Origin of the sequence: Streptomyces sp. NPDC005728, from assembly GCF_040630895.1 — a bacterium.
In the GTDB taxonomy this organism is placed as follows: Bacteria; Actinomycetota; Actinomycetes; order Streptomycetales; family Streptomycetaceae; genus Streptomyces.
This window is the reverse complement of the sequence record NZ_JBEXYL010000098.1, coordinates 17302-28819: the sequence shown is the minus strand read 5'-3', so window position 1 is coordinate 28819 and position 11518 is coordinate 17302. Positions and strand designations below refer to the sequence as shown.

10 protein-coding genes, 1 tRNA gene and 1 pseudogene are annotated in these 11518 nt (G+C 67.9%); 5 read left to right on the top strand and 7 right to left on the bottom strand.

The window, feature by feature from the left end; genetic code table 11:
- Positions 1-443 precede the first annotated feature (443 nt).
- Positions 444-641: a hypothetical protein gene (locus ABZ471_RS39115; protein WP_359073449.1), complete on the top strand. Its 198-nt coding sequence runs from the start codon at positions 444-446 to the stop codon at positions 639-641.
- Positions 642-1315: 674 nt separating this feature from the next.
- Here the strand turns inward: ABZ471_RS39115 and ABZ471_RS39110 are convergent.
- Both ABZ471_RS39110 and ABZ471_RS39105 read right to left on the bottom strand, forming a co-directional pair.
- Positions 1316-2905, bottom strand: a complete 1590-nt coding sequence (locus ABZ471_RS39110) for a S8 family serine peptidase (RefSeq protein WP_359073448.1) — start codon at positions 2903-2905, stop codon at positions 1316-1318.
- A gap of 298 nt (positions 2906-3203) precedes the next feature.
- On the bottom strand, positions 3204-3665 hold the full coding sequence (locus ABZ471_RS39105) for a hypothetical protein (protein WP_359073447.1): 462 nt from the start codon (positions 3663-3665) through the stop codon (positions 3204-3206).
- A gap of 339 nt (positions 3666-4004) precedes the next feature.
- Between ABZ471_RS39105 and ABZ471_RS39100 the strand changes: the two genes are divergently transcribed.
- Positions 4005-4079 (top strand) — tRNA-Gln (locus ABZ471_RS39100).
- An 895-nt stretch (positions 4080-4974) separates the two neighbouring features.
- Here ABZ471_RS39100 and ABZ471_RS39095 read toward each other — a convergent pair.
- Positions 4975-5154 (bottom strand): hypothetical protein, encoded by a 180-nt coding sequence (locus tag ABZ471_RS39095; protein WP_359073453.1) that lies wholly within the window; start codon positions 5152-5154, stop codon positions 4975-4977.
- 397 nt (positions 5155-5551) lie between these two features.
- The gene (locus ABZ471_RS39090) at positions 5552-6241 is read right to left on the bottom strand and encodes an SDR family NAD(P)-dependent oxidoreductase (protein ID WP_359073446.1); all 690 of its coding nucleotides are present in this window, start codon (positions 6239-6241) and stop codon (positions 5552-5554) included.
- 37 nt (positions 6242-6278) lie between these two features.
- Here ABZ471_RS39090 and ABZ471_RS39085 point away from each other — a divergent pair, with 37 nt between their 5' ends.
- Positions 6279-6554, top strand: coding sequence for a helix-turn-helix domain-containing protein (locus tag ABZ471_RS39085; protein ID WP_359073444.1), 276 nt, complete (start codon positions 6279-6281; stop codon positions 6552-6554).
- A gap of 28 nt (positions 6555-6582) precedes the next feature.
- On the top strand, positions 6583-7005 hold the full coding sequence (locus tag ABZ471_RS39080; RefSeq protein WP_359073442.1) for a winged helix-turn-helix domain-containing protein: 423 nt from the start codon (positions 6583-6585) through the stop codon (positions 7003-7005).
- 13 nt (positions 7006-7018) lie between these two features.
- On the opposite strand, the gene ABZ471_RS39075 is transcribed toward ABZ471_RS39080, so the two are convergent.
- The 3 genes from ABZ471_RS39075 to ABZ471_RS39065 form a co-directional block, all read right to left on the bottom strand.
- The gene (locus tag ABZ471_RS39075) at positions 7019-8218 is read right to left on the bottom strand and encodes a glutamate--cysteine ligase (protein WP_359073440.1); all 1200 of its coding nucleotides are present in this window, start codon (positions 8216-8218) and stop codon (positions 7019-7021) included.
- A gap of 318 nt (positions 8219-8536) precedes the next feature.
- Positions 8537-8995 (bottom strand): DUF4142 domain-containing protein, encoded by a 459-nt coding sequence (locus ABZ471_RS39070; protein ID WP_359073438.1) that lies wholly within the window; start codon positions 8993-8995, stop codon positions 8537-8539.
- 989 nt (positions 8996-9984) lie between these two features.
- Entirely contained in the window at positions 9985-10860 is an 876-nt protein-coding gene (locus ABZ471_RS39065; protein WP_359073452.1) for a squalene/phytoene synthase family protein, read from the bottom strand.
- Positions 10861-11262: 402 nt separating this feature from the next.
- Between ABZ471_RS39065 and ABZ471_RS39060 the strand changes: the two are divergent.
- A pseudogene (locus ABZ471_RS39060) lies at positions 11263-11468 on the top strand (hypothetical protein).
- The last annotated feature ends 50 nt before the right edge of the window (positions 11469-11518 follow it).

Here is an 11518-nt window from a genome sequence, read left to right as displayed (position 1 = left end):
GGATTTGAACCTGCGACCTCTGGGTTATGAGCCCAGCGAGCTACCGAGCTGCTCCACCCCGCGTCGGTGCACCCAGCTTACGTCATGCGCCGGGCAGGGATGACCTGGACAGGGGCCAGGCAGCAGGTGCGGGCGAGGCGTCTGCAGGGGACTCGAAGGCTGCCTCGGCAGCGCACCACCAGAACGCCACCAGGGCAGAGCCCCGCCTGCCAGGAGTGGGTACCTGCTGTCGCGGGTCCCGAGCAGACATCTCCGGGGCCTGGCGTATGGAGTCGCATGGCGCAGCGGCTCGCTCCGGCGAACGTGGTGGCCGGCCCGCAGACCGCTGTTCCGGCCGACACGGCGGCAGTCCTGCCCAATGGGCCGGGGCGACCGTGCACGCAGCTTTCCCCGCCCAGCAGGACCGTTCCGCCGATCCAGCCGGGCACGATGAGGACCAGGAGGTGGGGTTGCATCAGGCGCACGAACAGCACCTGTCGGAGCTCACCCTCGCAGCGCTCCGCTACGCCTACGACCCGACATTCCCGGACTCTGCGGGCGCGCGTGGCGCCGAATTCCTCTACCGCGTCGGCGTCGGTGACCTCAAGCGCTGGGCACACAACCGGCCCCACAACGCCGTGGACACCACGGACCTGACCTGACCGGCTCCGGAGCCACGAAGAGCCGGCCCGCCTCTGGGGCGGTGTCAGCCCTCTGAGGCAGTGTCACGGGCCAACGTGAGACTGCCGGTTCTCCCTGTTCAGCCTGTTGAGCCAGGAGCATCCGGGAGCACGCCCACATGTCGGCGTGCTGCGCATCGTCGCCGGAAGCAACCTGTGCGACAAGCGATGGCGGGACGAAGTGAGATGAACTTGCCTCCCGTGAGAGGGCGCATTTTTGGGGCCGCACGCCTGCTCGAGTGATGTGGCTGGTCAGCGATTGATGCAGTGCGTCCCACCCCAGTAGTGGGAGAAGCGGGCCGCTTGGTGCCCCTGTCAGACTCTGGTGTAGACGCGCATCAATTCCGTTGGTTGGCACGGAGTGGAGCGCCGGGATGACACGATGCCGTCTGCTCAGTACAGGGGCAACTGCACTGAACACAAGTCGCACTTGGGCCAGGAGCGCCACCCGGCGTCCTGTGGCATGTGCCGCTGGACGTCCCGAACAGACGGAGCACTCTTGTGTCCGAGCGTCACCTCGCGTGCGTTGCGCGCGCCGTTTCCACCACCAGGCGGCTCGGAGGCGGCGAAGCGGTTTCCCGGGCCGGCCTGCAGACCGAACGGCACGCGCCCCTTCAGGCGCGTGCCGTTTCGTGGCGGGTGCTGCTGGTGGGCGCCTATCCGGTCATGGAGGGGACGAAGGGTGTCAGGGCTGGGGCGAGCTGCATGCCGGGGGTGAGGCCGAGGGCGGTGAGGGCGTCGGGCAGGCCGCGTCCGGTGCGGGCTGCGTCCGGTGTGCCGGGGGCGGCGAGGGGTCGGCAGCTGGCGGTGATGATGTCGAAGAGGTGCTGTACCCGGCCGGGGCCGCGGGGCAGCAGCTGGCCGTGGAAGACCTCGTGATGGGCGAGGACGAGGGCGGCAAGGCCGGCGATGTGGGCCGAGGCCGTTGCGGTGCCGTCGGCGGCGGTGTAGCCGCCCTCTGGTGCGCAGGAGAGGACCGCTACGCCGGGGGCGGCTGCGTCGATGCCGGGGCCGTGGCAGCTGAACGGGGCGGCGAAGAGTCCTTCGGGGCTGAGCTGTGGTCCGGTGTGGGTGGCGTGGGAGGTGTCGGGCGGAGAGGTGCCGTAGGCACCCAGGGCGCCGACAGCGAACACGGTGGGCAGGCAGGCGGGGAAGGCGATCGGCCCGGCGGTGTCGCCTGTGGGGGCGATGCAGGCGATGCCCGCTGCGGTGGTGTCGGCGAGTTTGCGGGAGACCAGCGTTGAAGGGTACGGGGATGCGACCGCGATGTGCGCGATGTCCACTTCGCGTTCGATGCAGTGGTCGAGGGCGGCGATCAGGTCGCTGAAGTGGCCGTCGGGCAGCACCTGACAGACATCGAGCTCGGCGTCGACAGCGATCCCGACGGTCCCCTTGCCGGTGTCCGCACCGGCGATGATCCCGGCCGCGTGAGTACCGCTGCCAACCGCATCGTGTGCCCAGCCTTCAGCCGTGCGGCGTACGACATCGACCCCGGAGCGCACCCGCTGCTTCAGGTCAGGGTGGTCGATGCTGACGCCGGTACCGATGACTGCGATCTTGATGCCGAAGCCACGGAAGGTGGGGGGCAGCCGGTCCAGCCGCATGGCCTGCTGGCCCCAGCCGTAACTCTGGTGTTCCTCCAGCTTCGGATACACCTTCGCGAGCGGGGCGAGGGTGATCAGGTTCTCCCGCATTGCCGACAAGTCGGGGTGGTGGATCCAGCGGTCGGTGTAGCCGCCCCGGGGGCGGACGTACAGGGACTGGATGGACTGTTCGGTGTCGGTGGCCAGGGTGATGGTGACTGTTCCGTTGGCGGCGGTGATGCCCTGGGCCGGCCAGGTCGCCCCGATCAGGAACACGCCCGCGCCGGCCAGCGGTTCGCCCTCCGGGCCGCACACCCGCAACGCGATCTCCAACGGCTCCTGCAGCGGCGTGACCAGTCCTGGGTCGCGCAGCGGCAGCATCCCCAGAGTCGGTGTGGCGGCGGGGGCGGTGTCGGCCAGCGGCAGGTCGGGTTCGATGTGCACGTGCAGTGTCCGCATGGCCGGCAGCTGGGCCTCGGCGGCTTCGACGACCGCGATCTGAGGGCAGGACGGCTGCATACCGGCCGACTGCAGCTTCTCGGACGGCTGCAGTCGACGGATCACACTGACGTCGGGCATGCTCTCGAGCCGGTCGCACACCGCGTCCATGCTCAGTTCGGCAACTCCTGGCGGGAGCAGCTGCTGCGGCAGCGGTGTGATCATGTACCGCTGCCGGCGCGGCTGCACCGCGACTGGTGACGATGCGCCCTTCTTGCGTGGCGCCGCTTCTTTGTCCCCGGGTACCGCACCACCGCTGGCCCCTGCGCCCTCGGATTCGCTCTGGCGGTTGTTCCGCGGCTTGTTCCCGGGCCTGTCCTTGACAACCATCACGCCTGCCTTCACCACGCCTGTGTCGTTCTCTGGGCTTCTACTCCCGATGACGGGCGGCTCCCGCCATTCATGGTGATGCGGTGTGCCCAGGAATGGCTCCTGAGCACACCGCATCGCGCGCCGCCGGCAATCAGCCGATACCGAAGGGCTGACCCATCTGGCCGGAACCGAAGCCGGGCTGCTGGTACTGCTGCTGGTACGGCTGACCGAACGACTGCTGGCCGAACCCGCTGCCCCACTGCTGCTGGCCTTGCTGACCCTGCTGGCTCTGCTGCACCAGGGCCAGGATCGCGGTCGGCAGCGCCTGCTGCACGGACTGCTCCACAGCGCTGCGCACGCCCTGGATCAGCGTGGTGTGCAGCGCGACAGCCAGGTAGGGGTGTGCGTGGTGAGCCAGGCCCTGCTGCTGCAGCTGCTGCTGGACCTGCTGGATCTGCTGCAACGTCTGCTGCATGCGCTGCGCGATCTGCTGGCTCGCCTGCTGGCAGGCCTGCTGGATCGTCTGCTGGACCACCTGTCCGAGCTGCTGCTGCGGCCCAGCCATCTGCTGGCCGAACTGCTGCAACGGCTGGGTACCGGTCATCACCGACATGAAAGCTCCACTTCGACGGCAGGGGGGAAGACGACATAAGGGATTATGTCGGCTTATCGAATGATATCGACGGATTGACGCTAAGACGCCATCCCCGTGACCGCAATCGGGCCGAGCCGTCCCGGAAGAGGAGTCCCCCGATCGGGCCCGGCGGCGACTGGTGAGCGGCACGCCGATATGGAGCGGCAGGTTCCCCAGCTCAGCTGCCCGACACGCCCGACAGCATCACCGAGAGTCACACAGTGATTGCGTAGATTGGGGCCTGCGGCCGTACCGCGCTGTGAGTGCGTGGCAGGGCGCGCCCCGGATGGCCGTCGCTCCCGCGGTCTTCGAGGCGGATGGGATATGGGGTAATTGGCAGCCCGACGGTTTCTGGTTCCGTTAGTTCAGGTTCGAGTCCTGGTATCCCAGCCAACGCGGATGCCGCACATCACGGCAGGCATCGAGTCAAAAGGGGCTGCTGTTCGGCTGTCCAGCCATGACGGCGAGGCGCGCCTGACTCAGCCGTGCTCGACGGCGGATGCTGTCGGCACTGAGGGATAGCAGGTGGCACGGCGTGTCAACGCTCCCTGAGCTGCGAGAGCTGCGTCGGCAAATGACGCTGGAGAGGGCGTTAGTCGGTGTGTTGGGTGGGGCGGCCCCGAACGCCCGGACATCAGGACGTCGAAGAGAGTGAGCACCTCCAGGTTGTCGAAGGTGTTGTTTTTGGCCGGCACTCTTGATGTCCCGTGAGCACGCGCTGCCGGTCTGCCGGAGCGCGCAGCGCCGTTCGGTGTCGGCCTTGCGGCCGTCGGCCGCGGCGGTGTTCATGCTGGCCTCCAGGGGAGGACGCCGGGCAGCGGATGTCCCACGCGGGCATGCCGAGCATCACGGTCCGACCCCGGCGGACTATCGAGACAGCCTGCTCGATCTGCGTCCGGTCCTCGGCGCTCAGGTCGTCGAGATCGGCCCTGACGCGGTTGATGGGCCGACGGACTCTTCGGAACTCCTCCTCGGAGGGTGGCCTCATTGCGGGCCCAGTCGTTGGCTGCGAAGGCTGACATCAGCTTCTCCCGGCCGCGCAGCAGTTCAGCGAGATATGCCTCGAGGTCGCGGAGGACTTCATGGCCGCTTGGTGGATGCTGTCGGGGGTGACATAGCCGCCGTCGACGACGTGCTCGAGGGGGTGAAAGCCCTGACGGGTCAACTGTTTGCGGATGTCGTCCAGGGCATCGATGTCCCGCTGCGGTGCCGGGCGGGTGACGACCTGGACGATGACGTTGGGACTCGTCTCGTCGCAGGTCTCGGTCTGGTGGTCGCGACAGCCGATTCAGTCGCGCTGGCCGACGGCTGTGACTTTGTAATCGCGGTCGGTCACGTCGATCCCCGCCGGGGCTGTGGTGCGGGTGAACGTGGCCGAGTACAGCTGCAGGGAGGTCTGTCCGCTGACGGCGATGTCCCGGGCGGAGTCGCCGGTGAAGTCACCAACGGCGATGTCGGCACTGAACATACGGGAGGAATACGAGGGTCCCGAGGGCAGGGCGAGGCGTTGCGGAACGGGGAGGCGCCGCCCCACAGCGCTGTCACCGAGCCGGCCAGCGACGTGCCGGCGGTGCTGTCTCCTTCGCTGCCGACCAACAGGTCGGCGTACCCGTCGCGGTTCACATCGCCGCTCGCGATGCTGCTCCCGAGGTGCCCGCGTGATGCTCATCCGGGCAGGTCAGAACCCGGCTGGTGTCGAGGGCGTAAGATCCGCTGAGGCGCTGCCTCAGCGAGCAGCCTGAGCCAGGAATCTCCTCTCCTCCCCTCAGGCAGGAGAGCAGTCAAACTCGAAGAACCTGTGCGGCCGTTGTCACGTCACGGGCCTGGTTGAGCAGCATTGCCGATCGCGTCGTAAACCTCGTCGCCTACCATGGCAGAGGGCCCGCCTCGTCGAAGTAGCCGCCGGTCGGGCCGTCCGGCCCCAGCTGAGCCATCCGAACGATAATCTCGGTGCCCTGCTCGACGGTCTGCGTGCCCTCGTGCCGGTTCAGGTCCGTCGCGGTGTAGCCAGGCTCCACGGCGTTGATCCGCATCCGTGGGAACGCCTTGGCGAACTGCACGGTGAGCATGTTGACCGCGGTCTTGGAGGTCGGGTAGGCGACCCCCGGGTACCCCTTGCCGGCCTGGGTCAGCGAGGCCAGGCTGCTGCTGACGTTGACCACGACCGGGGCGGCGGAGCGTTCCAGCAGTGGCAGGAAGGCGTGGGTCACCCGGACCAGCCCGAAGACGTTGGTCTCGAACACCTCCCGCATCACGTCGGCGGTCAGCTCCGCGGCGCCGATGATGTCGCCGCCCGGTGAACGCACCTCGATTCCGGCGTTGTTGACCAAGACGTCCAGGTTGCCGTCGGCCTCAATGGTGGCCACCGCGGCGGCGACCGACGCATCGTCGGTGACATCGAGTTGCACGAACCGGGCGCCGAGCTCGGCTGCGGCCGCCGTGCCCCGCTCGATGTTGCGCGCTCCCAGGTAGACGGTGTGGCCCGCGGCGGTCAGGCGGCGGGCGGTCTCGTGGCCGAGGCCTTTGTTGGCCCCGGTGATTAATGTTGTCGTCATGGGGCACAGCTTCCCTCCGGGATGATGAGATCGGCCAATGGTTTACGAGCGGTACGAGGCGGGCGAGCGGTTCACACGCGGCGAGAGGACCACGGTGATCACGAGGGCTCTGCGGGTGAGCGAGCGGTCGGTGGAACGCCGGCGGCGTGCCTGGAAGGAGGGCGGGATGGCTGGGCTCGCCTCGGCCGGCCGCCGAAACTGCCCAAGCTGTCCGGCGACCAGCTCGCCGAGCCAAAGAAGGAGTTGGCCCTCGGACCCGCCGAGCACGGCTGGGAAGACCAGCGGTGGGCCCTGGCCCGGATCAGAGCACTGATCGCCTGAAAGTTCCGGATCGACTCTCGATGGCGGCGGTGTGGCGGCTCCTGCACCGGCACGGCTGGTCCTGGCAGTGTCCCGCCCGTCGGGCTCGCGGAAACGGGGTACCAGGCCGACGCGGCCGGCCCGGGCTGCGGTCGGAAGGAAGTCACAAGCCGAGAACGTCACACCGTCCTGAGTTCGGGGGCTCTCAGAAGCAGCACGATGGGGTCGCCGTGACGATGCCGCTGGCGGTCCCTCGGCTTCTGACCAGCCAGCACCGACGTCACATACGCCGGGGACCCACGCACGGCCAACGCCGGCCATGCGTCATCCGCCGTGGCCAGTGTCCTTCCGCTGCCTCGCTCATCCAGACCAGTTGCCGGCGCGGTAGGCGGTGGCAACGAATCGCCGAGGGCGTCATCGTCGCAGGCGGCGTCGGCCACGCGGCAGTAGCCCAGGCCACCTGACCGTGCACGCTGACTAAGAACGTGACCGGTGACGCCCTGCAGTGGAGGCGATCAGATGGTCGACGACATCGGCAAGGCTGGTGCGGCGCAGGTAGGCCGCGCGCTGGCGGTCGGCGCCGTTGCCGTCGGCGCGCAGGCGTGACCATCCGGCCTGCACCAGATCCAGGTCGCCCAGCTGGTCCAACGCAGGGCGAATCCAGGTCAGGAGGCGCTCGACCATGGTGTTCGCGGGGACCAGCCCGCTGGTGGGCAGGTCGATGCTTGCCCCGGCCAGACCGTCGCGGGCGGCGCGCCAGCAGGCCGCGCGCAGAATCTCGGGCCGCGGACGCGGTGCCGGCTCGCCGGCGTCGATCGCCGTGAGCGCGGTCGCCACCATGGCTCTCACGAGTGCCGCGAGCAGGAGCGTCTCGTCGGCGGTGGCGGCGGCGTCGGCCACCCGGATCTCCAGGGTCGGCACATGGCTGGAGGGCCTGAGGTCCCAGTACAGGCCGCCTCGGTCCATGACGGCGCCGGTCTCGATGAGGCCGCCGACGAGGTCCTCGAAGTGCCCGGGAGATTCGAAATACGGTGGCGGGCCCGCCACCGGCCAGCGCGCCAGGGCCATGGTGCGCCAGCTGGCGTAGCCGGTGTCCCGCCCCGCCCAGTAGGGCGAATTGGCCGACAGGGCGATGAGTACCGGGATCCAGACGCGCAAGTGGTTGCTGATCCCGAGTGCCAGGGCCAAGTCGGGAACGCCGATGTGAATGTGGCAGGCACAGGCCGTCTGCTCATCGTCCAGGGCGCGGAAGGTCGCAAGGCTGCGGGCATACCGTGGGCTCTGCGAGATGGCGGGGGCAGCCGACCGTCCGAGCACTGGCGCCCCGCTTGACATGATTCTCAGACCGTGGCGCCCTGCCGCAGTCGCGACGACGGCACGCATCGACCGGATCTGCTCGCCGAGGTCGCCCATGGCGGTGTGCGGTTCGCTTCGGGCCTCGACCTGATAGCAGGTCAGTTCCGGACCCACGCGGTCACCCAGCCCCAGGGAGGAGGCCTGCGCCACCACTTTGTGACCCTGTGGACTCACCTCCCGGGTCAGCGGATCCACCAGAAGGTACTCCTCCTCCACACCAACAGTCAGCAGCTCCGGCTCCGCCGCGGCAGTACGGCGCCGACCTCGGTGGTTGAAGAGACGCTCTTCCGCGTCTGTGCGGCCATCGGCTTCACTGTCCACGTGACCAAGATGTCACGGAAAGTAGTCCGCATGCAGCGCCAAATGGAGACAGGAGCGAGCTGCCGGCTCCTGTGACTGGTCCAGCGACATCCCCTGACCGCTGCCAGACACGGCCATGCGTCCGTTCACGGCGACTCAGCGCGCTGGACATGGCCCGCTCCGGGCTGATTGGCACTGCGACCCGGGCCGGCCATGTCCCCACGGCGTGAGCATGGGCCCCGCACCACTGTCGACACAGAGCACCCTGCACCTCCACCTCGTCCACCGCGAGGTCGCCGACCCCCGCCTACGTGCTCATACAGAAAGTCGTCCAACAGCTCACTTCGCGATACCCATCTTCTGCGCGAGCTTCCGTCCCATTGAGTGGTGCTCCCGAAGCGTGGGCAGGGCGTTTTGGGCGGCGTTCTTCAGTGAGGGGTCTTCGCCGTCGACAACCTCGGTCTCGTACGCGGCGATGCCGCGCTCGAGAAGTTCCAGGCCGAATGTGGACACGTAGGCGTGGTCGAACTCGGTGCCCGACAGGGGCCGAAGCGAGTTCAGAAGTTCGCTGTGGTGGTTGGCCTTCGGGACCGTCACCCTGTGTGGTGCGACGGCCTTCAGCTGCATGAAGAGCCGGATGGAGTCGGTGATCACGCGTTTGGCGAAGGCCTGCACGTCCTCGTCGTCCGTGTTCTGCTTGGCCAATTTCGCCGCGTCGATCTGGATGCTGTGCAGTGCCGTCGTGTTGTGGACGAAGTCCTGGTCGGCAGACGGTAGTGGGTTGGCCGCGGTGGTCACATATGCTCCCTGTTCTTTGATGCGCCGTACTGAGCCGGGCGGCGGTGCGGCATTCGTGGCTTCATCGGCATCGGTGTCCAGTGGGGCCGAGCACCGATGCGGATGCTTGTACAGCGGTGGAGTGCCAGACCTGAGGTGGAGTCGTTGATGCGCCTGGTGCTGACATCTGATCTTGCGTCATACCACCACGGCCCGAACTCCTGGGTGCGAGGATGCACACGACCGAGGGATTCACCGGGAGCAGGGCAGCCGTATGTCGGAGCAGTGCGGTGACCACGAGGGCAATGGATGCGGCAAGCGTGAGGAGGCCGATCGGTATGACCGTCCGACGGCAGTGTTCGTCCCCGTCTGGCCCACGCGCGCACGGCCGCGGCCTGAGCACGCCGGTCCTGCGGTGATCTTCTCACCGGAGTAAGCCCGCCGGACATGGCACCCGCCTCTCCTCGCAGCCGCCACCCACGGGTGATGACCTCGGCTGCCGTCCACGCTAGGCGATGCGCGCGGAGCGTGCATGTGTGCATACGGCAGCTACCTTGGTATCGGCCGGGACGCCCTGTCTTCGGCAGTGACCTCGGACGGATACCTCCGCTGCAGCTCTTGGCCCACCAGTGGTCCGGCTTGACGCACGGTGGCTGTTTCCCCCGTCCGGACCTTCCCGCATCGCGCGCGCAGAGCCGCGCTTCTAGGGCCTGTGTGATGCGGATCAAGTCCAGCCTGGGTCGATGGCGTACGGGATGAAAGCACCCCACGCACGCCCATACGGACCCGCAGTCGGAAACGGAGCCTCCTCCGTCCCGGTGTCAGCCGATCCCCGCCGGAGGCATCGTTCTGACCGGGGCCTTGCTCTTCCAGGTCTCGACTCAGGGCCATAGCTGGCTGGCGCCGTAGACACAGAGGGACCCAAGGGGCCAGCCCGCGCCGTGCGCGGCCCTTGAGCACAATCAAATGCGCACCCCAGTGCAGGGGGGCCGTGCACCGCTTCTACACCTTCAGCGCTGATGCTTCCTGAACGCCCGATACTCCTGCCAGAGGATCTTCAGAGTCGTTGAAGCGGCTGGGCTCGCCCCGCTCTTGAGGACAGAGCCGCCGGCGGCCTTCACGGCCTGAAGGCGCAATTTCTGGACGGCCATCAGGGCGCGCAGGAACGAGCGATACTGCGGCTCCACGAGTGCGGGCAGCTCCCGTGCCTGCGAGAACACTTGATCAGCAAGAGCCGCTTGGGCGTTCACCACCCTCTCCATCGCCGGCACGCACGCCTCGGGCCGTTCACGAAGATCCTTAACGTCCAGACCATGACGCAGTAGCTCGTCCCGGGGAATGCCGATGTGCCCTTGCGTCAGGTCCTCGGGCAAGTCGGCCAGGAAGTCGGTGCGCTGCATCGCCTCGATGAGTTGGCGGCACCCCCTCTCGAACGCCTCGTACTGTTCAGCCCCTGGGAGCGGGCCGATGATGCACGCCGTGAGCATCAGGGCCGGCATCGAGTAGCAGTCCACGTAAGTCTGCAACTCGGCCTCGCTCTCGAAACCGCGCCAGGCGGCCTCGACGGGCGTTCCGTCCAGGAAGTCGCGCACGCGCACGGCCATCTGCGGATGGCGCCGCACTGTGTCGTCCAGGGCCCGGAGTGTGTCGTGCTCGGTTTTCGCGCCGCCCAGGACCGCCCTCACCTCACTGTTCCAGGAGCGAAGAGCCTCGTGCCGAGCACTGGGGTCTCCGAGGTCAATTCGGCGGTCCGTTTCGTGCATGAAGGCAACTGCGGCCAGGACGTACGGGCGAAGTGCGGCCGGAAGCAGTAGGCGAGCCGCAAGGTACTCCTCACGGCGGTACCTCCGTACGAGCTTGCGCTGGACGTCGTAGTCCCGCCGCATGCCCTGATCGCTGACACCAGCCTGAGTCAGGGCGGCGGACCATCGGGACACTGAACGATCTCCTCGTGTGGTGGCTAGTTCCTGGCCCATGCGGCGACAGTTAGCGGTCAGGTGCACGGGCCGTGCGCATCAGGCTAGGGATGACCGCATTGCCCCCACTGACCAGGGCTGTTGTCTCCTAGAGGTGCAGGATGTTCTGGGTCTCGGGACGGCAGTGAGTCCAGGCAGGTCGCCTTCTCTGGGCGCGGAGGAGGTGACCTGCGTCGAGCGACCTACCTTTGATCTTGACCAGTGCTCTGGCGTTCACGCCGGGGGTGAAGGGCGTCTCAGAACTGCTCTGACGCGCACGTGAGCATGGATCAGCACTGTTCACCTCGGCTCACGGGGCGCTTCTGATGCTCAATGTACTGCTTCACGACGGGCGGCGTTCTAGCTTTCATCGTCGGTGGGCGCGTCTGTGTGGTCTGGGCGGAGCGCGGTGGGCCCATGGGGTCCGTGCGGTGGCGGCCGTGACGCTGGCCGCGGGGACAGTGGTGTACGCAGCAGGGGAAACCGGCGCGGGAACAGGTCCCTCGGCGGCAGTGCGGACGGCTGAGCGCGAGCCGTGACACCGGAGTGTGATCCCACGGCGGCGACGTTCGACCTCGCACGCCCGCGA

Bases quoted from the DNA above. Each gene is read 5' to 3' on its own strand.
- ABZ471_RS39110 (WP_359073448.1), bottom strand. From the start codon at position 2,905: ATGATCACACCGCTGCCGCAGCAGCTGCTCCCGCCAGGAGTTGCCGAA.
- ABZ471_RS39105 (WP_359073447.1), bottom strand. From the start codon at position 3,665: ATGTCGGTGATGACCGGTACCCAGCCGTTGCAGCAGTTCGGCCAGCAG.
- ABZ471_RS39095 (WP_359073453.1), bottom strand. From the start codon at position 5,154: ATGTTCAGTGCCGACATCGCCGTTGGTGACTTCACCGGCGACTCCGCC.
- ABZ471_RS39090 (WP_359073446.1), bottom strand. From the start codon at position 6,241: ATGACGACAACATTAATCACCGGGGCCAACAAAGGCCTCGGCCACGAG.
- ABZ471_RS39085 (WP_359073444.1), top strand. From the start codon at position 6,279: ATGGTTTACGAGCGGTACGAGGCGGGCGAGCGGTTCACACGCGGCGAG.
- ABZ471_RS39080 (WP_359073442.1), top strand. From the start codon at position 6,583: ATGGCGGCGGTGTGGCGGCTCCTGCACCGGCACGGCTGGTCCTGGCAG.
- ABZ471_RS39065 (WP_359073452.1), bottom strand. From the start codon at position 10,860: ATGCGGCGGGACTACGACGTCCAGCGCAAGCTCGTACGGAGGTACCGC.